This window comes from Balneolales bacterium ANBcel1, assembly GCA_029688905.1.
In the GTDB taxonomy this organism is placed as follows: Bacteria; Bacteroidota; Rhodothermia; order Balneolales; family Natronogracilivirgulaceae; genus SLLW01.
Map to the genome: position 1 here is coordinate 586,611 of JARULB010000001.1, position 22,979 is coordinate 609,589.

15 protein-coding genes are annotated in these 22,979 nt (G+C 50.6%); 9 read left to right on the top strand and 6 right to left on the bottom strand.

From position 1 onward, the window contains the following. Positions 1–106 precede the first annotated feature (106 nt). Positions 107–1,039 (top strand): hypothetical protein, encoded by a 933-nt coding sequence (locus QA596_02200; GenBank protein ID MDG5766261.1) that lies wholly within the window; start codon positions 107–109, stop codon positions 1,037–1,039. Between the two features lie 139 nt (positions 1,040–1,178). On the opposite strand, the gene QA596_02205 is transcribed toward QA596_02200, so the two are convergent. Further along, entirely contained in the window at positions 1,179–1,622 is a 444-nt protein-coding gene (locus QA596_02205; protein MDG5766262.1) for a peroxiredoxin, read from the bottom strand. 339 nt (positions 1,623–1,961) lie between these two features. On the opposite strand from QA596_02205, the gene QA596_02210 reads away from it, so the two are divergent. After that, entirely contained in the window at positions 1,962–5,627 is a 3,666-nt protein-coding gene (locus tag QA596_02210; GenBank protein ID MDG5766263.1) for a hypothetical protein, read from the top strand. Between the two features lie 161 nt (positions 5,628–5,788). Continuing rightward, positions 5,789–6,544, top strand: coding sequence for a thioesterase (locus tag QA596_02215; protein ID MDG5766264.1), 756 nt, complete (start codon positions 5,789–5,791; stop codon positions 6,542–6,544). Positions 6,545–6,634: 90 nt separating this feature from the next. Here QA596_02215 and QA596_02220 read toward each other — a convergent pair whose 3' ends face one another. Both QA596_02220 and QA596_02225 read right to left on the bottom strand, forming a co-directional pair. Then, positions 6,635–7,063: a hypothetical protein gene (locus QA596_02220; GenBank protein MDG5766265.1), complete on the bottom strand. Its 429-nt coding sequence runs from the start codon at positions 7,061–7,063 to the stop codon at positions 6,635–6,637. Positions 7,064–7,217: 154 nt separating this feature from the next. Continuing rightward, positions 7,218–8,465, bottom strand: a complete 1,248-nt coding sequence (locus tag QA596_02225; protein ID MDG5766266.1) for a Gfo/Idh/MocA family oxidoreductase — start codon at positions 8,463–8,465, stop codon at positions 7,218–7,220. A 532-nt stretch (positions 8,466–8,997) separates the two neighbouring features. Here QA596_02225 and QA596_02230 point away from each other — a divergent pair. From QA596_02230 to QA596_02255, 6 genes are all read left to right on the top strand, one after another. Beyond that, a complete protein-coding gene (locus tag QA596_02230; GenBank protein ID MDG5766267.1) occupies positions 8,998–9,990 on the top strand; it encodes an amidohydrolase family protein in 993 nt (330 codons plus the stop codon). A gap of 42 nt (positions 9,991–10,032) precedes the next feature. After that, positions 10,033–11,874: a Na+:solute symporter gene (locus QA596_02235; protein ID MDG5766268.1), complete on the top strand. Its 1,842-nt coding sequence runs from the start codon at positions 10,033–10,035 to the stop codon at positions 11,872–11,874. Between the two features lie 156 nt (positions 11,875–12,030). Continuing rightward, the gene (locus QA596_02240) at positions 12,031–13,452 is read left to right on the top strand and encodes a DUF4832 domain-containing protein (GenBank protein ID MDG5766269.1); all 1,422 of its coding nucleotides are present in this window, start codon (positions 12,031–12,033) and stop codon (positions 13,450–13,452) included. A 153-nt stretch (positions 13,453–13,605) separates the two neighbouring features. Next, positions 13,606–15,345, top strand: coding sequence for a DUF4832 domain-containing protein (locus QA596_02245; protein MDG5766270.1), 1,740 nt, complete (start codon positions 13,606–13,608; stop codon positions 15,343–15,345). A gap of 65 nt (positions 15,346–15,410) precedes the next feature. Continuing rightward, a complete protein-coding gene (locus QA596_02250) occupies positions 15,411–16,796 on the top strand; it encodes a DUF4832 domain-containing protein (GenBank protein ID MDG5766271.1) in 1,386 nt (461 codons plus the stop codon). Positions 16,797–16,852: 56 nt separating this feature from the next. Then, the gene (locus tag QA596_02255) at positions 16,853–18,532 is read left to right on the top strand and encodes a DUF4832 domain-containing protein (protein ID MDG5766272.1); all 1,680 of its coding nucleotides are present in this window, start codon (positions 16,853–16,855) and stop codon (positions 18,530–18,532) included. 216 nt (positions 18,533–18,748) lie between these two features. Here QA596_02255 and QA596_02260 read toward each other — a convergent pair whose 3' ends face one another. From QA596_02260 to QA596_02270, 3 genes are all read right to left on the bottom strand, one after another. After that, positions 18,749–19,831, bottom strand: a complete 1,083-nt coding sequence (locus QA596_02260) for an amidohydrolase family protein (GenBank protein ID MDG5766273.1) — start codon at positions 19,829–19,831, stop codon at positions 18,749–18,751. A 168-nt stretch (positions 19,832–19,999) separates the two neighbouring features. Further along, on the bottom strand, positions 20,000–21,418 hold the full coding sequence (locus QA596_02265) for a Gfo/Idh/MocA family oxidoreductase (GenBank protein ID MDG5766274.1): 1,419 nt from the start codon (positions 21,416–21,418) through the stop codon (positions 20,000–20,002). 112 nt (positions 21,419–21,530) lie between these two features. Further along, entirely contained in the window at positions 21,531–22,970 is a 1,440-nt protein-coding gene (locus QA596_02270) for a Gfo/Idh/MocA family oxidoreductase (GenBank protein MDG5766275.1), read from the bottom strand. Positions 22,971–22,979: the final 9 nt, after the last annotated feature.

Below are 22,979 nucleotides of genomic sequence, written 5' to 3' on the forward strand. Positions count from 1 at the left end.
TCACGAGTCCCCCCCAATTGAAACACATCGCACCCGTTAATGCCATGCAGCCCTTTTACCTGCACGAATTCATCTGCCCCCTTCAAAGACAACCAGGGAACCAGCCATGAATCGTGAACTGCAGGACAGGAGTACAGCCACCGCCGATATTGCGCTGCTGACCGACCGCCGTTATACCGCTTCCCAAGCGGCGCCCGACGACTGGTACCTCGGCAATATCCTTCACGACGACCGGCTGCTGCAGGAGGCTCTCGCCGGGCTGGGGTTGTCGTCTGTTCGACTGGACTGGTCCGATCCCGCGATTAACTGGCCCGATTTCCGCTGCGCCGTGTTCCGGACTACCTGGGATTATTATGAGCGCGTTCCGGAGTTTGCCGACTGGCTGAACCGAACAGAACCGCAAACACAGCTTTGTAACAATGCCGCACTCATCCGGTGGAATCTGGACAAACACTATCTTGCCGATTTGGAGGAGCAGGGCATCCCCATCGTACCCTCCCTGTTTCTGGAACCCGGAACCGAAACCGACCTTCACCGGCTTCTCTCTGAAACCGGGTGGAAAGAAGCGGTACTGAAACCGGCCATCTCTGGCGGAGCTCGCCATACCTGGCGTGTCAACCAGCAGAACGCAGGAGAAATCGCCTCCCTTCTGAAGCACCTGATCCCGGAGGAATCGTTTCTGCTGCAGCCGTTCATACAGGATGTTCTTCATACGGGAGAAATCACGCTGATGGTTATCGGCGGCCGCTACACACATGCCGTGCAGAAGCTGCCGAAACCGGGGGATTTCCGTGTCCAGGACGATCACGGAGGCACCGTGCACGCCTTTGTCCCGACACGGGATCAGATCGCTTTGGCAGAACATGCCATGGCCGCCTGTCCATCACCACCGGCATACGGGAGGGTGGATCTGGTGCGGGATCGGGCCGGGCGGTGGGTCGTAATGGAGCTAGAAATCATCGAACCCGAGCTTTGGCTCAGATATCATCCCCCCGCAGCCGTTGATCTGGCACACGCGATTGCCAATCAGATGGTATGACACAGGGAGATCCATCCGGACGCATCTGCCACCACTCCGCGTCACTTCGGGGATTAGTCGGACAGGATGCGGCATTCACGGGCGAGTTGCAAATCTTTAACGCTCCGCGTCACTTCAGAGATTGGCCGGGTAGCCGCCGTTAAAGCGCCTTCAGAACTGCCTCCACGTGGCTGCCCATCCTCAAATTATCCTCATGGCTGAGCAGGATTTTCCTGTCGGTATCAATCAGGAAGGTGACCCGGCGGGTCAGAAGTCCGAAAAGCGTGCTGCAGCCGTACTGCTCATGAACCGACCCGTCCGTATCCGTCAGCAGCGGGTAAGCAAGGTTGTGTCGCTCGATGAAAGAAGTATGATTCTGCGCGGGATCCCGGCTGACTCCGGCAACCGTAACCCCCTTTTCAGCAAGAGTGTCGTAGTTGTCGCGAAAGGAGCAGGCCTGACGAGTGCATCCGGGTGACTCGTCTTTGGGATAAAAAAAGAGCACCAGTGGCCCGTGCTCAAGAAGCCGGTCCAGCGTAACCGGATTGCCGTTGTGGTCAGGCATCGTAAAATCAGGGGCTGCAGCCCCGGCAGATAGCGGCATATATCAGTTTTAAGGGAACATTGTCCGGCGAATATTGACTTGAAGCACCGGATGGATCCCCGGCGCCAACCACTTCAGAAAAAAAATATGTGGAATTATTAAATATTTATTGTTGCCGGATTTACATATGTTTTTAGAAACAGTGCCCGTCGGCACAACATTCCAAAGTATTTGAAGTCTCTTTTCAAACCGGTCTCTTTTCAGCGCATCGCCCGGAAATTATTTGGCAAGCGGTTAGCAAAGCGGTCCAGCCTTATTTTGCCCGGCAACACGCCGGTAACACGAGCAGTGTGTGAAAGTTAGCCGGATAACCATGGCGAATATTCACAGGAAATTATTATGGAAAAACTACGAGCACTTTTTGTGGTCATCCTGGCCATAACCCTTTTGTTTGCGCCATCGCTTCAGGCACAGTTCTCCGGGGGAAACGGTACTCCGGAATCCCCCTGGCACATCGCCACTGCCGATGACCTGAACAACATGCGGTATCATCTGGACGGCTTTTTTCTTCAAACCGCAGACATCGACCTGGGAACCGCCCCCTGGAATGAGGAGCAAGGATGGGTGCCTGTCGGCGAATCGGGTGCCGGTAACCAGTTCACGGGCCACTTCGACGGCAATGGACATGTCATCCGCAATCTGACCATCAACCGCACTGATGCCTATCGGCAGGGGCTCTTCGGCGAGGTCAGTTACGCGAGGCTGACCAACATCCGTCTCGAGAATGTGGATGTCCATGGGTTCCACTATGCCGGAGGGTTGGCGGGAAACATTAACGAGAGCGTCGTTGAACACTGCAGCGTGACAGGAAACGTGACTTCCGAAAGAAATTATATCGGCGGACTGGCCGGTTCGGCTTCCAGCGGCTCGCGCCTGCACAATGTTCACGCGGATGTTTCCGTGTCGGGAGACAGTTATGTAGGCGGACTGATCGGATCCACTTCCTGCTCCATCCGGAATGCCTGGTCAGACGGCGATGTGGCCGGTACAGGCTCCCGTATCGGCGGATTGATCGGAAGTTATAACGCCGGCTCGCGAACCATCTCCGACAGCTACAGCCACGCTTCCGTTTACGGCGACCGCCATGTGGGAGGATTTATAGGCTACAAGCAGACCGGCAGCGTGCATCGCTCCTTCAGTACCGGACGGGTTACCGATACCGGCGCCCACCCCGACGACACCGGCGGATTCTTCGGCTATTACTTCACCGGAAGCGACAGCTATTGCTACTGGGACATCCAGACATCCGGTCAGCAGGAAAGCGCTGGAAGAGATGGAGTTGCCGGTATGACCACAGAAGAGATGCAGCATCCGGAAAGCTACAAGGGATTTAATTTTTACACATTGTGGCAGATCGATCCGGGCCGGAGTTATCCGGCGTTCCAGGATCTGAGCGGTTATCGCACCCCGGCGGTGCTGCAACTTAATGACCTGGCCGGCGCGGGCACCGAAGACAACCCCTACCTCATCACCAGTGCCGATGAACTGAATGCCATGCGCCTGGATCTGGAAGCGCATTACCGGCTGCAAAACGATATCGATCTGGCATCCTCCCTTGTCTGGAATAACGGTGACGGCTGGCTCCCGGTCGGCACCACCGGATCAGAGGCCTCTTTCCGCGGAAGCCTGGACGGCAACGGATTTGTGATCCGCAACCTGACCATCAACCGCCCAGCGGAACACCACCAGGGACTGTTCGGAGTCTCCATCGGCGCCGTGCTGAAAAATATCCGGCTTGAGGATGTCCAGGTTCACGGAGCGAATGATACCGGTGGCCTGACCGGCAGCTTCGCAGGGGAATCCATCATCGATAACAGCAGTGTGACCGGGCAGATCATCTCGTTCCGCTCCAGAGTGGGCGGGCTGGCCGGCTCGGGCGACCGCAGCATGGTGCACCGTGTCCATACGGATGTGCAGGTATGGGCCAACAGCCATGCAGGCGGACTGATCGGCTCCGGTTCCATCAACCTCAAGGTTCGTAATGCCTCTTCAGTGGGGCAGGTGGAAGCAGCCGGCACCCATGCCGGTGGATTCATCGGCCATTATAACGGCTCCTCTCAATCCATCTCCGACAGCTACAGCCATGCTTCCGTTTACGGAGACCGCCACGTGGGAGGTTTTATCGGCTACAAACAGACCGGCACCGTGCATCGCTCCTTCAGCACCGGACGGGTTGCCGATACCGGCACCCATCCCGACGACACCGGCGGGTTCATCGGCTTTCACTACACCGGAAACGACAGTTTCTGCTTCTGGGACACTCAGGCATCCGGTCAGCTGGAAAGCGCCGGAAGAGATGGAATCGTCGGCATGACCACAGAAGAGATGCAACAACCCGACAGCTTCGGCGGATTCAATTTTTACACGCTGTGGACGATGGTGCCGGGCCAGGATTATCCGGTATTCCAGGATCTGAGCGATTATCGCACACCGGCAGTGCTGCATCTGAATGACCTGGCCGGCGCGGGCACCGAAGACAACCCCTACCTCATTTCCAGCGCCGATGAGTTGAATGCCATGCGCCTGGACCTGGAAGCACACTACCGCCTCGAACAGGATATCGACCTCTCCGCAACCGTTATCTGGGATTATGGAGACGGCTGGATGCCCGTCGGTGATGCGGGCAGTAATGTACGGTTCACCGGAAGCCTTGACGGCAACGGGTATGTGATCCGTAACCTGACCATCAACCGCCCGGTTACTTCACGCCAGGGCCTTTTTGGAGAGACCGGAGACGCGACCCTGCGGAATATCCATCTGGAGGATGTGCAAATTCATGGCGGATCGTATACCGGGGGTATTGCCGGTAGCAGCGTATCGGGTAACAGCATCAGTGATGCAAGTGTAACCGGTGAAATTGTCTCCGACAGGCACTATATCGGCGGTATTGCGGGTGCAGCCGATCGCGGACTCATGCAGCGGGTCTTTGCGGTGGTGGATGTCTGGGGTGATGGCTCCACAGGGGGCCTGGCAGGTGTTGCTTCCATCGATCAGGAAATTCACTTTGCCTGGACGCGGGGAACCGTTACCGGCAGCGGAACACGCATTGGCGGGCTGGTCGGGCACTACAACGGCTCCTCCAAGTCGATAATGAACAGCTACAGCCTCGCCAGAGTCCGGGGCGGTACCAGGGTCGGCGGATTCATCGGGATGCATCAGACCGGAAACATACACCGCTCGTACAGTGCCGGCCTGGTGACAGGTACCGGCGGCAGCGAGGAGATGGGCGGTTTCATCGGGGAAGATTATGCCGGAAGCGTGTTCGACAGCTACTGGGACACCGAGGCTTCGGGTCTGGCCGAAAGCTTCGGCGGCTACAGGCTCCAGGGCAAGCCCACCGAAGATATGACCTGGCCATACGACGAAGGCTCCTATGCCGGCTGGGACTTTTCGGAGGTATGGACCCGGGATACCGATGGCATCAATCATGGCTACCCCTACCTGAAGGGACTGGCCCGATCCTTTCATGAAATTACGGTTTATGCAGAGCAGCAAAATGCGGGTACGGTAGATGGCGGCGGGGTGTACCGGTATGGAGGCCGGGTGATGGTCACCGCAAAAGCAAATGAGGACTGGGTCTTCCTTCACTGGTCGGAGGACGGCAGTGTGATTTCGAAATCACCCTCCTACACCTTTACGGCCACTTCCGATCGCAGCCTTGCGGCCCATTTTGAAGAACAGGTGCCGACCGATTCCGAACATGACGATCAACTGCCTGTTGCGATCGCTCTGTCGCAGAACTTCCCGAATCCCTTTAATCCGGCAACCCGGATCACGTTCGCTCTCCCGGCCGAAGCCGAAATCCGCCTTGAGGTGTTTGATGTGATGGGGCGCAGAATACGGACGCTCGCAAGTGAGCATCGCAGCGCAGGGTATCACACCGTCCGGTTTGACGCCTCCGGCCTGGCCAGCGGCATTTACATCAGCCGGCTGACGGTCCGTGGCCCAGAAGGCTCCGGACAGGCCATCCAGGTTCACACCCGGGCCATGACACTGGTGAAATAGCCGGACGCACGCCCTTGAAGCAGAACTGAGGCCTGATTCCCGATTTTGAATATTTCCGCAAATTGCACTCCGGTTCGAAGTTGCCTGAAAAACGGGTATCTTCATAACTGTATGATAAGTACACCATTGTCACACTGTGAAATGAAGTTTGGGTATTAAATATGAGTGCATACTTTGACAAGACCTTTCAGCTGAGATTCTTCGAAATGAACGATTTCGGGGAAGCGTCCCCGACCACTATTCTGACACTGCTGGAGGAGACCGCAGCAGACCACTGCTATTCCATCGGGCATGGACTTTATGACCTGAAACGCCAGGATATCGGGTGGATTCTCCTCTCGGGCTTTATGCAGATGGAGCGTTATCCCATCTACAAGGAAAAGATCACCATTCGCACCTGGCTTTCGACCTATACTACCATCCGGGGTTACCGTGAGAACCTCATCTACGATGAAAGCGGTGTGATCATCGGCCGTGCCCGGGGGCTGTGGCTCTTTTTTGATATCGATAAACGTCGGCCCTCCAACATCTTTGAAGACATTATGCGAAAATGGTCATTTCGGGAGGAAGTATGTGTCGACCACAACATCACCCGGAAAATAAAGCCTGTACTAACATCGGAGATGACGCGCCGGTTCAGCATCAACAGATTTGATGTAGATTCCTACGATCATGTAAACAACATTCGCTATCTGGCCTGGTTGATGGAGTCGATGCCCGAGGAGGTAACCAACCACCATTTTCTGCACTCCATTGACGGCCGTTTTGTCAGCGAGGCGCAGTACGGTGACACGCTGGTCTCGTTTACCCGTCAGGATCCTGCCGACAGCCGGTCGTTCAGCCACTCCATCAAAACGGAATCAAACGACAAGGTCTGCGCGTCGGCGGAAACCGTTTGGAAAAGCCGCACGGCGTAATCGGGTAGTTACAAGTCACGCATGATGGTGCCATTAACCTGATGCCGGAGAATTGCAGGCCGGCTTGTGAAGGTACAGCCCAGGCAGGTGCTACTCTTTGACAGCCGCCTGGCGAACCTGCTCGGCCAGGTTCTTGCAACTGCCGACCTTGTCGACATCATTGCAGAAAAAGACTTCTTCGTCTTCCAGCACATCGGATCGGCTGCAGTGCATCCCTTCAAAATCGACCTGTGCAATCTCCTTGTTGCGCTTTCCGCAAAATTCGGCCATCTCCTCAATGGTGATATCGTGCGGGGATCGCCCCTGAATCGGGCCCTGATATTTGTTGAAGAAATAGAATAAATACTGATGCAATGCCCGGCGAGCGAAAAAACATGCTGAGTAAAGTACGACATCTGTTGACGGGCGGTTCATCTCTGTCTGTGACCGTTCGAAATCCGCTTCCGCCTGCCCCAGAATCTGCTGAAGATCATACTTCATGCCCAGTTCATTGCCCATGTTTTTGTCTGCTTGTGCCATAATAGTATCCGAAATAATATGTCTGTGCCGAAAACGGCTTTAAGCCGTCCTATAACAGCAATGAAGCGGTTTTTTACAGAAAAATCCAGTTTTTTTAACGCTGCGGTTTATTTGGACTGGTTCTATCGTAAAAGCGATTCATTCGCCGGTTTGGCTAAAAATCCGCAACATGGCGGGTTCGATTCAGTTGTGTGACACCGGGTTCGGCAACGGGATCATAAACAGGAGAATTAAAATCAATACTTTCAGGAGTGAGATCCTGGCTTGCATTATACACCTGATCCCATGTCAACATCTGTCCGGTATAAGCTGCCTCCCGGCCCATTATCGCCATCAACGTAGCATTTAAAGCCTGTTCAGTCTCATTAACAGGTGTTCCGTCTCGGATACTCTCTATAAGCCGGCGCTGTTGTACCGTATTGGGACTTTCACCTTCCTGAAGAATGATTTCACGATCCTCACGGTTAAAATACTCTATCTCGGAGCGACTTGGAGTTATACTTGCTCTCCCCTTGCTTCCGGTAACTCGATTGGCAACACGCTGCCAGGTTCTGTCCATCTGGCGGCAACGAGCAGTCAGGGTCACTCCATGGGGGAACTCGTATTCCACTGCAAACATGTCGTAGATATTTCCGAATTTCGAATCCGTTCGCTGCTGGCGTGCGCCCATCCCCGTACAATGCACAGGCAACTCTCCCAAAGCCCAGATCATGGTGTCCATGTTATGAATAAACTGTTCCACTATAAAATCACCGGAGAGCCAGGTATGGTAATACCAGTTTCTGATAAGCCATTCCATCTCAGTCATTTCAGGGGTCCGTTCGTGATACCAGATTGTTCCCGTCAGATACTCTGCATGAGCGGACAGAGGTTGCCCGATAACCTCTTTTTGAATTTTTTCTACTGCATACACATAATTATCCTGTTTGCGGTATTGCAGTCCCGACATCACCGAAAGGTTTTTTTGTGTTGCCTGTATTCCTGACTTTTCAACCGATCGGATACCAGCCGGGTCAACTGCAATCGGTTTCTCCATAAACACATGTTTTCCATGCATGACTGCTTCACGGAAATGTAGCGGGCGAAAACCGGGGGGGGTTGTCAACAACACCAAATCAACATCGCTCTGAATCACCTTTTTATAGGCATCAAACCCAACGAAGCAGCGGTCATCAGACACATTGCATTTTTCTCCAACGGCTCTTTCCAAAATGGACCGTGAAGATGAGAGCCGATCCTCGAACAGGTCGCCCATTGCATACAATTCAACATTCTCAGCCGCTGACACACAATGTCTGGCTGCTCCGGCACCTCTTCCTCCACAACCGATTAGGCCCACTCTAACCATATCACGACCTCCCGGATAGGCAAAACTGGTCGATGAAAGCAATCCAGCTGACAATCCAGCTGACGCTATTACCGAATTCCGAATAAAATCTCTTCGACTCTGATTCTGTGGATTCTTCTTCTGACTATTCATTGAGTGACCTCAAGTAACTTGTGCCATTGCTCTTGCGGTTTGCACACAGTGGTGGCAAAAGCAAAACCGCATAATTTTAATAATTTCTAATAAACAAGTATTCAAAAGTAACCGCAATATGCTTCATACGTGTATTAAATACAACAATCAAAGCAATAATACTATGAATACTCTGATGATCAACTGCCTATAGACATGTTTGCATGCCCACTATAATCAGTTGTCATTATTATATTTATAATGAAAATAGTAACTGCTGTCAGGCACCTTTTCTATTCAGGCTCACCCATGGCACCGGCTTCAACTATAATTATTTTCCAAAAGCTTCATTTAATACTTATATTCTTTCGAATTGTTATGACCAAATGCCGTTTACTGCAATCTGAAACAGCTCAATGGAGTTTAATAACGGTCCATAAATATAATTTTGCACAGTAGTAATGCGACTTGCTTCATGAAGGACTTTCACTCATTTCAAAAAATTGATGCACACATTCATTACAATTCCAGAGGTAACGCACTTTTAAAGCTTGCCGAGAAATACCGCTTCAATTACATCACCATCAATACGGAAGTCCCCTTTTTTCCTCCAATTGATGAGCAACTTCGAATTGCTACAGACATTCGAAAGAGTAACCCGGGGAGAGTCGAATTTGTAGGATCATTCAGTGTATCTGAGTGGGGGGAGGATGGCTGGCTGGACAAGGCAAAAAAGGATATAGAAAAAGCAATCAAGGGGGGTGCCCGGGGAATCAAAATCTGGAAAAATATTGGTATGGACCTGAGAGATACGGACGACTCCATGGTAATGATAAGTGACAATCGCTTTACCCCGCTCCTATCCTGGATGGCATCAGAAGGCATCACGGTCATCGGCCACCTGGGGGAACCCCGCAATTGCTGGTTACCCGTAAAAAGCATGACTACCGCTTCAGATCGCACTTATTTTTCCAAACATCCTGAATATCACATGTATAAATACCCGGAATATCCATCCTATGAGAAGCAACTGGAAGCCCGGGACAAGATACTTGCCCGCCATCCGACTTTGCAATTTGTAGGCGCTCACCTGGCAAGTCTGGAATGGAGCGTCGAGAAAGTGGCACAATGGCTGGACCATCACCCTGCTGCGGCTGTAGACCTGGCCGAACGCATTAATCACCTTAAGCTGCAAGCCGTCGTCGATCACTGGAAAGTCGTCTCATTTTTTGAGTCTTACCAAGACCGGATTATTTATGGAACCGATATCATTTACAATGATTCCACGGATGAAAAAAAGATATGCAGAGAGCTTGCAAGACGATGGGTGAGTGACTGGAAGTTTCTCAGCACCGACGACACCCTTAGTTCTTCCGAGTTTACAGGCTCATTTCAGGGGCTGAATCTCCCGAAACACATACTTGAAAAGATATACTGTCTCAATGCCAAAAGATGGTATGGCATTTAAAAGGCACCTCCAACAACAGTTCAAATCCGAGTTCATTTAATCATGATACTGGAACCTCTTGACTGGGCCATTATGGGCCTGTTCTTCATAATTTTGTTAACCATTGGTTACGCCACTTCCCGACAGGCGGGCAAGAGTACAACCCATTTCTTTCTGTCTGGTCGCAACATGCCGTGGTGGCTTCTGGGAATTTCAATGGTAGCCACCACCTTTTCAGCCGACACCCCCAATCTGGTAACTGATATGGTGCGAACAGGCGGTGTGGCCAGCAACTGGCAATGGTGGGCCTTTTTGCTGACCGGCATGCTGACTGTTTTTGTTTATGCCAAGTTGTGGAACCGCTCCCGGATTATGACCGACCTTGAGTTTTATGAGCTGCGCTACAGCGGGAAAATGGCTGCCTTTTTGAGGGGGTTCCGGGCCGTCTATCTGGGTTTCTTTTTCAATGTGATGGTGATCGCCACGGTATCGCTGGCCTTCATCAAGATTTCAGCAGTTATGCTGGGCATTCAGCCGGCACCCGCACTTATTATCGCAGCGCTGATCGTGGTTTTTTACAGCGGCCTGGGTGGTCTCAAATCCATTCTTTGGACCGATCTCTTCCAATTCAGTTTTGCGCTGTTCGGAGCGGTAATTGCGGCATTCTTTGTCGTTCGCTCACCGGAAATCGGGGGCCTCACGGAACTTTTTACCCACCCCAATGTCGTGGATAACCTGAGTTTTGTGCCGAGTATTTCGCAACCGGAATTATTCGTCAGCCTGTTTCTTATTCCGATTGCGGTTCAATGGTGGGCCGTATGGTATCCCGGTGCCGAGCCGGGAGGCGGCGGCTATGTGGTCCAACGCATGCTCTCCGCAAAGAACGAGCGCCATGCTGTCGGCGCAACACTCATGTTCAATTTCTTTCATTATGCACTGCGCCCCTGGCCCTGGATTCTCGTAGCTCTGGCATCCCTCATAGTTTATCCCGATATCGCTTCCATGGCAGACCAATACCCGGGGGTCCCCAGTCATTATGTACAGCACGATTTTGCCTACCCGGCGATGCTTCGTGAATTTTTACCTTCCGGACTGCTGGGACTGGTAGTCGCTTCTATTGTGGCAGCCTACATGTCTACGACAGCTTCACATATTAACTGGGGATCCTCTTACCTGGTTAATGATTTTTATGCCCGATTTTACCGGCCGGATGCAACCGAAAAACAGAAAGTACGATTCGGAAGGATCAGCACCGTCTGTTTGATGGTCTGTGCCCTGTTCCTGGCCCTGCTTCTGCAAAACGCACTACAAGCTTTTCAGTACATACTTATGATCGGTGCCGGCACCGGAATAATCTATATTCTGAGGTGGTTCTGGTGGCGCATAAATGCATACTCCGAAATCTCCGCCATGGTAGCTGCCGGTACGTTTTCCCTAATGTTCATCGTTATTGAAAACTTCTTGCTGTCCCATTCCACAGACGGGCAAGTCACCCTGTTCCATTGGACTACCACTGCAAGTTACTGGAACATTACCAAACTGCTTGGTACCGTTATACTAACTACCACTACCTGGGTCCTCGTAACATTTTTGACCAAACCGGTAGATGATGATGTACTTCGGTCTTTTTACGAGCGAATTCGGCCCGGCGGACCCGGTTGGCGAAGTCTCGTCGAAAGAGCTCAATCCGAAGGAATCAACCTGACCAAAGGCGATGACCTCCGCTGGGATGTTCCAACCGGAATTATCTGCATGATTTCCGGCACACTCGCTATTTACAGCGTGCTATTTTGTATTGGAAACAGCCTGTACGGCAATTACACAGAAGCATTAATCCTGGCTTTTCTCGCCGCTTCCTCCTCAGCAGTACTGGTTCGCTACTGGAACAGACTTCAGATGAGATAAACAAAGTTGATGTCCTGGTTCTTTTCGTTTTAAACACTTCATTACTGTAAGTATGCCCAATTGCTTTCTTTTTGTTATTATATAGTTGCTTATTTGTTATTATTAACACTATAATACTTGCGGAAAGTTATTAATCGCACACATCCCTACCCTGTCATGAAAAAGAGTCCTGGAAAAACCACCGAATCTGTTGTTGCACTGATATTTCTCGCTTTTCTTTTGACACAATGTAGCGTTCCGACTACCGTCAAAACCACTACGGTAACGTATGAGCTAAGTGATGAGATCATTTCCAATCCAGAAAGAGGTTTTTATGTGCGCCATAACTGGCGCCCTGGTGATTCCGCTCTCAACGCTGATTCATTACGTGAATTACGAAATGAAAACATCACCCTGATAGGCCGTTCCTACTTTATTGAGGAATATCGAGAGACCGACTTTCCGGAATCTTTACTTGAAGTGATTGCCCGGGACCTTCAGGCTGTGCGAGATGCCGGAGCTAAAATGTATTTCCGCTTCCGTTACAGTGTCCGCATTGGAGACCCAGATGCACCGCTGGAACGTGTAATGCGTCATATAGACCAACTTGAGCCTCTTATGCGGAATAATTACGATGTCATTGCCTTTGTGCAGGGGGGCTTCATCGGAGCCTGGGGTGAATGGCACGCATCTACCCATGACCTTACCTCCACCGAAAACATGCGAGCCATTCTCTTTCGTTTAATGGACGTTGTTCCTGAACGTGCTGTGGGTATTCGCTATCCGGAGGCCAAAATGCGGATTTTTGAAACGCAGGAGCCACTCACGGAAGAGATCGCATTTGATGGCTCATACCGTTCTCGTGCCGCGCATCTCAATGATTGTTTCCTGGCAAGTCCTACCGATGTAGGCACGTACCGGATCGATGCCGAATGGGAGAAAGAATATTTACAACAGGAAAACCTGTTTCTTCCTATGGGTGGCGAAACCTGCAACCCGCGTCCAGATGCAGGCGATCGTTACTATTGTGAAACAGCTCTCAACGAACTGGATCAAATGAGCTGGAGCTATTTAAACCGGGACTATTCCAGGCGTATACTTGACACCTGGGTGGAACAGGGGTGCATGGATGAAGTTCAACGTCGATTAGGTTATCGCTTTGCTCTTGAAAAAGGGACGTTCAGCAGTTCGGCACAACCCGGCGGAGCATTGAGTCTGGATATTGAGTTGATTAATCTCGGATTTGCTTCTCCCTTCAATCCACGTGATGTCCAGGTTATCCTTCGCAACGTCAATCAGCCGGAACGAATCTGGCATGTTAACCTTCCGGAAGATCCCAGATATTGGCATGGTGGTGAAACGGTCAGGCTACAGCACGATATTCAAATCCCCGCAAATATACCGGTCGGCAGCTACGAACTGCTGCTGAACCTGCCCGATGGTATGGAATCACTGGCCGGGATAGCCGACTACTCAATTCGTCTCGCCAACACCGGAATATGGGAAAGTGAAACCGGATTCAATCGCCTGAACCACCGGATTGAAATATCCGATACTGCCGCAGGTTCTTCCTTCGACGGCACACTCAGGTTTCAATAACTCAGGACGTTCCAGCAACCCTATGATCACCCGGTTGCTGCATCTTATCGGACACCCCATCGGACTCATTCCAGACAGCCCGACAAGCCACATTACGAACTGGTAAAAGCCTGTCCAGAAAATTCTATCGCCAAAAAATCCCGAGGAAACAATATGAAAAACCTTGCTTCGCGAATCATCGCCACCTCATTAATGATCGGTGCCTTACTTGCATTCACTCAGCTTGAAAACCAAATGACTTTAGAAGAGAACACGGTTTTCTATGATGAAAGCATGGATAACCTTCCGAATCCGGAACGGGGGTTCTACAGCTTTACCGAGGGTATTCCCGGCCGGGCACCGGCACGGGCAGAAACGTTTACAGAACTCAGAAACAATGGACAATCGCTTATCAGTCGCTTCTACATGCTAGATAATTTTCGGGATTCGGACTTGTCTCCGGAATTTCTCGAGCAGATGGACGGTGATTTTGAAGCAATGCGGGATGCCGGTGTCAAATCGATCATCCGCTTCCGCTACACCAGAAGCATGGACGTTCCGGACGCCCCGCTAGACCGAATTCTAAGCCATCTGGATCAGCTGCAGCCGGTATTCGAGCGAAATGCTGATGTCATCGCCGTAGCTCATGCCGGTTTCATAGGGGCATGGGGTGAATGGCACGCATCACATCACAACCTGGACAACACCAGCGCCAGACGCGAAGTTCTCTTCAAGTTTCTGGAAGTGATGCCGGAGGAACGGGCAGTGCAGATACGATATCCCAATTTCAAAAGACAAATCTTTGATCGGGTAGAGCCCCTTTCTGAAGAGGAGGCGTTCGACGGCTCTTTCTTTTCACGAACCGCGCATCACAATGACTGTTTCCTGGCCAGCCCGACCGATGTCGGCACCTATCATGGACTGGATGCTGAAGCCGTCAAGGAGTATCTCAGCCTTGAAAACCGTTACCTGCCCATGGGGGGTGAAACTTGCCGTCTCCGAGACGATGCAGGCACCCGTTTTCATTGCGATAGTGCGATCAGTGAGATGGAATGGATTCGATGGTCGTTTCTGAACAGAAATTATTATGCCGGAATTCTGGATCATTGGAGAGATAATGGATGCATGGAGGAGATCGAACGCAGACTCGGTTACCGGTTTGTCATGAGAGAAGGAACCTATACCGATGTTGCGGCACCCAACACCTCCTTCAGGTTCAATCTCGAGATAGAAAATGTTGGTTTTGCGGCTCCATTCAACCCTCGCCATGTCCGGATAGTATTACGTAATGCGTTTGATGCAAATGACTTCTGGGTCGTCGAACTTCCCGATGACCCCCGATTTTGGCAGGGAGGAGAAACGGTGTCCCTCGAATATAAAATCGGGATTCCGGAAACAATGAACGACGGGATTTATGAAGCGTTCCTATACATGCCGGACCCGGCTGAGAACCTGGCTAACGATCCGCGATTTGCAATACGTATGGCCAATGAGCGCACCTGGAACAGTGATACCGGTTTCAACAGTCTAAATCATGTACTGGTGATTGATTCTTCAGCCGACGGCGAATTGCATGACGGGGATCTTGTATTCAGCAGTAGCGCACTTGCATTTCCGACCAGCTCGGAAATGCAACCGGTTGAAAAACCGACAGGCCCCAGACTGCACCAGAACTACCCGAATCCATTCAATCCGACAACTGCAATCGGCTTTGATTTACCCGAAGCCGGTGAAATCAGTTTGGTGGTGTACGATGTCATTGGCCGCCGGGTCGCGATCCTTGCAGAAGGCAGTTATCCTGCAGGGCGGCATAATGTGTCCTTCAACGCTTCCAGGCTGGGTAGCGGACACTATTTATATCGTCTGCAAGTCGGAGACCATATTGAAACCCGACAAATGATGCTCATCAACTAACCTAAAGAATCTAAAAAATGTACAAGCAAAACTGTCAGACTATTAGATACCTGTTGCCTTTTTTCTTGTGCGGATTTCTGCTCTCTCATTGCAGTAGCGCTGATCAGGAGATCCGTCATATTTCCTATAACGGAACCGATGAGCTTTTTCCCAACCCGGAAAGAGGGATATACGTCCGCTACAACTCCGTCCCCGGACAAAGCGGACTCAATTCCGCATCATTGGAGCAGGACCGTTCCAACAACATCACGCAAATCGGTAAATCCTACTACATAGAGGAGTTTATCCATAGCGACTTCACCCGGGAGTTTCTGGATCAAATTGCTGAAGATTTTAACACTGCCCGGAAAGCAGGGGTTAAACTGCACCCGCGTTTTCGCTATACCCTTAACATGGATCACCCCGACGCCCCGTTAGATCAGGTACTCAGGCATATCAAACAACTGCAACCGGTATTTGAAGAACACTTTGATGTTCTTTCGTTTCTGCAGGCCGGGTTTATCGGTGCCTGGGGTGAGTGGCACGCCTCTTCCAACAACCTGGATTCACCTGAAAATATGAGGGCCATTCAACTCGCCCTGCTGGATGCCCTGCCGGTTGAACGAACTTCGGTTGTCCGGTCACCGCGCCATAAAATGAATATTTTCCAAACCAACCTCCCTCTGACACCTGATCAGGCTTTTGATGGTTCATACATTGCCCGTACCGGTCATCATAACGACTGTTTTCTGGCAGATGAAACCGATGTCGGAACCTATGTCCCGCATGTCTATCCGGAATTTGACAATCTGGAACCACACTCGATTGAAAGCATAAAAGACTACCTGGCGACAGAAAACCGGTATCTGCCCATGGGCGGAGAGACCTGCAACCCCAGACCGGATGCGGGCGATCGGTATCACTGTGAAACAGCATTGGCCGAAATGGACCGGCTTCACTGGTCCTACCTCCACCGGGATTACTCCCGCCATATTCTGAATACCTGGGAAGATCAGGGATGCATGGAAGAAGTGGAGCGGCGGCTCGGGTACCGATTGGCCATGCTGGAAGGCGCATTTGGCATGAAGTCTGATGCCGGAGATACGTTTTATTTTGACTTGACACTTCAAAATCAGGGCTTTGCATCGCCGTTTAATCCGCGAGATGTCCAGGTTGTGCTGCGAAGTACCGGTGAATCAGGCAAGGAGTGGACAATCGATTTACCGGATGACCCCCGGTACTGGTTTGGGGGATCCGACATCAACCTGAATTACAATCTGCGGCTTCCGGATGAAATACCTGCGGGAGAATACAACATGTTCCTTTTTTTGCCAGATCCGGTAGAACAGTTGCGCAAACGCCCCGAATACGCAATTCGTTTGGCCAATGAAGACACCTGGGAGCAGTCAACCGGTTATAACCGGCTGGGACACCAAATTGTCATTCTAAACGAAACTACCCTTCTTCCATGAATTATCGTGCAACATTAAGAACAGTCACCTCCTTGAGCCTCCTGTTACCATTCTTCATGTTCGGAATAACTTCTGAACATTTCAGCAGCAACTCCAGTCTGGTAACATATTCACCCACTGATAGCAACTTCCCAAACCCTGAACGAGGGTTTTACAACTGGTCACAAGCAGGACCATCCTCCTCTCCCCTTGTTGCCACTAATTTGGCTTCCATGCGAAGTGAAGGTAAAAGCCTGCTTTATCGGGCATATTTCCTGGGCGATTTCAGAGACTCCGATATTAGCCAGGGTTTTCTGGATCTGATGGAGGCCGATTTTCATGCAGCTCGTGAAGCCGGAATCAAACTGGTGCTACGATTTCGCTATACCACAAGTATGGATGATCCGGACGCTCCGGCAGATCGGGTGCTAGCCCACATCGAACAGCTTCAACCCCTGTTTGAAGAGAACTATGACGTTATAGCGGTCGTCAATGCCGGCTTCATCGGTGCCTGGGGTGAATGGCACGCATCTCATCACAATTTGACCTCTCTCGAGAACAAGAAAAAAATATTGGGGAAACTGCTCGAAGTCATACCGGAAGATCGGTTTGTTCAAATCCGTTATCCAATGGATAAAATGAGTATCTATGGGACAACCTCCGCAGTTGGACCTGGAGAGGCATTCGATGGATCTGACAAATCCCGCACCGGACACCATAACGATTGCTTCCTGGCCAGTCCCAACGATGTAGGTACCTACACCAATCCGACCTGGGAAAAGAATTACCTCCATGACGACACCCGGTATCTTCCCATGGGCGGAGAAACCTGCAGGTTGAGAGAAGATGCGGGCACTCGTTATTATTGCAATTCGGCTCTGGATGAGCTGGCGTATCTTCGATGGTCATTCATGAACAGTTCCTACTACCGCGGCATACTGGACACATGGACAGACCAAGGCTGTATGCCTGATGTGGAGCGAAGACTTGGGTACCGTTTTGTGATGAACGAGGGTTCCTACAGTGAAGCAATGCATCCCGGAGGTGCCTTGCGTTTTGAAATGACCCTGACCAACGAGGGGTTTGCAGCTCCGTTTAATCCCAGGGATCTGAAAGTCATACTGCGAGACCCAATCAATCCTGATGAACTTTGGGAGGTACAGCTTCCGGAAGATCCCCGATTCTGGCTGGGTGGTGAAATGATAACCATCTCTCATGATTTGGGTATATCTTCCGAAATGGAAAACGGAAACTATGATATGCTTCTTCATCTGCCTGATCCGGCCGAGCGATTGCAGCAACGGCCTGAATATGCCATCCGTCTTGCCAACGAAAATGTATGGGAAGAAAATACCGGATTCAACCGGCTGTTGCATCAGGTAACAATTGATGACTCGGCAGAAGGCACCCCACATGATGGTGAGCTTGTTTTCCGACAGGCAGGCACCGTTACTTCGTCGTATTCGGATAACCGAAATATCGATGAAAGCCCTTATCATTTCCGGTTGCATCACAACTACCCGAATCCATTCAATCCTGCAACTACTATTTCCTATGAGCTCGATTACGAGATGGAAGTCAGGCTGGACGTATTCAGTCTATCGGGGCATCATATTTCAACTCTTGTAAATACCACAAAAAGTGCCGGTTTACACACCGTTACATTTGACGCAGAAAATCTGGCCAGTGGGGTATATCTCTATCGCTTTACATCAGGCAACCGCCAACTGACCCGGTCCATGTCTCTGATTAAATAGGTATCAGTGCGGGATTATCACATACATTAGCTTCCGGGTGCATCAACATGCCATCGGGGTTTTCCCCACCGGTGTCATGTTGATGTGATATTATTCGCGCGTCATGATGACTCCGGCTACCGTCATCTACCCTTGAACGGCTAACGGGAAGACCTCTTTTCCATGATCGTCAATAACGATATTTCGGTGATGATATTCCTTGACTACATGTAAAAATCAGAGACCAAAAAACGCAATCGCATTTTCCCTGAAAATTTTATCAATCACTGATTTGGGAAGTTTCAAACCCCGAAATGTGCCATCAACCTGCCATACTTCCATGGAGTTATCCGTTACAAAAAACTCCCAGTCATCTCTCCAGGTGGTATAAGAAAGCTCCCGGACAGCTTCCGGGTCGTCATTGACATAATGCATGAGATCGGTGGAGTAGAGCAGCCGATCCTGGTAGGTGATAAAGAAATCCCGGAGCTTGTCCCGGTCCTGTTGTGCGAGATATTGCAAATGGGGGACACGGTGTGCCATACCCATCACCATATTGGGGTATTTGTCCAGGTGTTCCGCCATCATATCTATGCTCCACTCCATACTGCCCAGATGAGCTCCGAAGAAAGGCAGGTCCGGGAATTTGCCTAGAAAGTTATTACGAGCTTCGATAATCTCTTCATAAGAAGGGTAATCATCGTGCAAATACATGTGAAACTCCGGGTGATTTTCAAAATAATCCCGGTCGTTATTCACAGTCATTTCCTCCAGGGGCAGCCAGCAGTTTTTGGGTTCTCCGATGTGACCCATCAAAGGCATTTGGTGTTCGGTCATATATTCGAAGATCGGATAAAATCGTGGATCATCAATCTGGACAAAGGATCCATCTTCATCCCTGAGCTCCATTCCGATCACTTTCCAGACTTTGATGCCGACAGCACCGTTTTCTCTGGACTCCCGGACATGTTTCATGGCGTTTTGAACCCAGGCATCCCTGTTATCCCAATGATCCAGCGGTAGCGCGGATAAAAAGTCAACCCGGTCGCTGTGATTCTCGCGAATTCGGAGTGCCACTTCTTTTTGATCGTAAATAGAGATTTCATCGGATCCGACATTCACGGTAACCAGGCGGATATTATCTTCCCTTGCCTGGATTATCATAGGTGAGTCATCCACATTGATATGCACATGAGCATCAATCTTGTCAACGGACCGAAAGTCGTTCATGTCATAGTAAGTGTCGCCACAGCCAATTAAAAGCAGCAGCAATCCTGATGACAGCAAAAGTGCAAGGCGGCTAAAAAAAATATTTTTCATGATGGTTCATTGGTTTCAAAGAGAAATGATAGTCGGGGCAGGGATTAGCCGGAACCGGAATCACACTGAAGTGATAAGCCGGTACCGGGCAAAAGCAACGGAATCCCCCGGGAACACAAACCCGGAGAACTCCGTACAGCAAACAGATACTACAGGATGCAAGGATAATTACAGAATTCTGGTATTACCCCCCTTCTTGAGGTCAATGTCCATTCCACGCTTATTCGTTTTCCATGCGCCTCGCGTGAAATCGGGTATCATCACCGGATTAGACCGGTTTGCTACCGACCACTCGGTCAACGGGACAATGGACGTGGAAACAGCAGCATCATAGACATCCATTTCCAATGGCAGACCATTTCTGAGGCAATCTACAAATCTCCAGTCGAGCGGATCGACCTGGGCATAACCGCGAGCATCTGGATCTCTTTGGCCTTCTCTGCGCAACTCGTTAAAACGGCGTGTAAGTTTCGGGGTATAGGACTCGATAAGCGCATCAAGTTCCTCCTGTGGCACCCATCCGTCATGACTTGCTGCAAATCGGTTTGGGCCAACTGCAAACGTACCCTCAGTGCCACTTAGAAGGGTGAACCGGGCGCCGGGTCGCGGGGTGGTCACATCATGCTGCAACATGATCGTTCTACCCTTCTGTGTTCGGATAATGGTGGTATTGATGTTCCCTTTAGCCTCTTTACCGGTGAACTCTTTAAAAAAGTCATCTTCGGCAGCCAGTTCTTTGATCCGATCCTCCATAATGAAATCGTTGCTGGATACCGAAACCAGATAATCCAGTTTATCTCCACAGTTAATGTCCATCATTTGAATGATTGGTACAAAGCCGTGACCCGGATAGAGATTGCCTTGACGCCCCTGGTTCTCGCGCAGGCGCCACATATTATAAAACATCTCTTTATTCAAAATATGCGACATCAGCAGATCGTGGATGTAATGGCCTTCTGCATGGATAAGTTCTCCAAAAAGACCTTCGCGGGCCATTTTCAGGATATATCCGGTATCATTCCGGTGACATGACCTTGAAACCTGCATACAATGCCTTCTGGTCCGTTCCGAAGTTTCCACCATTTGCCAGATTTGGTCCATATTCTGTGCGGCGGGAAGCTCGATATAGACATGCTTGCCATGTTCCATGGAAAAAATGGCTTGCTCGGCATGAGGCTCCCAGTCGGTGACAATAGCTATAACATCCAGATCGTCCCGCTCTACCATTCGTTTCCAGTCATCCGGTCCGTTGGAGTATTTGTCCGGTTTATGGTAGCTTGAAATGCTTTGAGCTGCAGCATCCACACGATCGGGACGCAAGTCACACAGGGCTCGAATTTCAACCCCTTCAAGACTGGCAAGCCTGCGCACTGTTCCGGATCCCCGGTTTCCAAGGCCAATGACTCCAATGCGAACGACATCGAGTGCGGGTGCGGCATATCCACGCATATTGAACCGCTGCTGATAATGGTGAGGAGAGCGGCTGCCGGGATCCGCAATCGCTGAAGATCCCGTGAGTCCAAAACCGGCCAGTCCAAGACCGGCAAATCCGCTTTTCTTAATAAAATCTCTTCGGCTGTTTTTCATTGTTATTGATCTGTTAATTAAGACTATGCAAAAAGCATGTTTCTGTCAGTGATAAATCGGAGGATACTTACCGTCAGGCGCCTGACATTTTGGTACCTGTGCCGCTTCCAGGTTAGAGAAACGCCGTTGTTCCACCCTGTTCAAGCTGAATATCCATTCCCTGGCTGTTATTCTTCCAGCTTCCTGCTGTAAAATCCGGGAAATCGACCGGCACGCCATTGTTGGCCACCGACCATTCACTCATTGGAATAACAGCACTCCAGAGAGCGGCGTCATACACATTCATGTCCAGGGGGATTCCGTTTCGAAGGCAGTCAATCAACCTCCAGGCCAAAATTGTATCCATTCCGCCATGACCTCCAACTCTTCTGGCCATTTCGCCAACCCGTTTGGTTATTTCCGGCGTGAATTTCTCCTGGACTTCATTAAACCGACTCTCAGAGAACCATCCCGAGTTGTAGTCATCGCCAATTTGAGGTTTCGGATATGCCCTGGCTGCCGCTTTTGTGCCGCTCACAAAATGGTTTCGGGTATAAGGCCGGGGCGAAGTGACGTCGTGCTGAAGTGTAATGGTGCGCCCTTTCTTCGTTTTAATAATTGTCACATTCATATTGCCGCGAAACGACTTGTCGGTGAACGGTGCGAATGCCGGCTCGTCTTTCGCCAGTTCCCGGGCTTTTTTCTTCATCATGAAATCATCACCGGAAACCGAAACCATAAAATCCATCATATCTCCATGGTTGATATCCATGATTTGAGCAACGGTACCAAGGCCATGATGCGGATAGAGGTTACCGTTTCTCGTAGCATTCTCCCGTAACCGCCACATATTCTGATACTGGTTCGTCGAAAAATTGTAGTCCATCAGTTGATGGATGTAAGCCCCTTCCCCGTGAATGATATCACCGAAGAATCCGGCCCGTGCCATATTAAGAGTTACCATTTCAAAAAAACCATAGCAGACATTGGTCATCTGCAGGCAATGCATTCTGGTTCTTTCGGAAGTCTCCACCAGTTTCCAGCACTCTCCAAGGGTTTGCGCCGCCGGTATTTCGGTTGCCACATGCTTTCCCTGCTCCATGGCAAAAATGGCTTGCGCCGCATGTTGTTGCCAAGGCGTATTAATGATGATAAGGTCCAGGTCATCCCTCATGCACAACTCCTTCCAGATGTCCTCCCTGCCGTAGTAGGTATCGGGTGAGATAGTTCGGTTTATATCGGCAAGTTCCGCGACTGTTTTGGTGACTGCGTCTTTTTTCAGGTCGCATAGCGCAATAATTTCGGCCCCTTCAATCCGGGCAAACCTGCCGGTATTAGAGCGACCCCGGCTTCCTGTTCCGATAACACCTATACGAACCTTGTCGAGTGCAGGTGCCGCGTATCCGGCCATATTAAACTGTTGGGTATACCCCTTCCATTTACGGTCAATTGCCAGGCTCTTTTGGGGTTTACCGGCGTTAACGATGGAACCGGCTGCTGTTGTGCATGCGCTTGTAAGTGCCACACCGGCCAGGCCGGCATATTTCAGGAAATCTTTTCTGCTCTGTGTCATAACTAATCA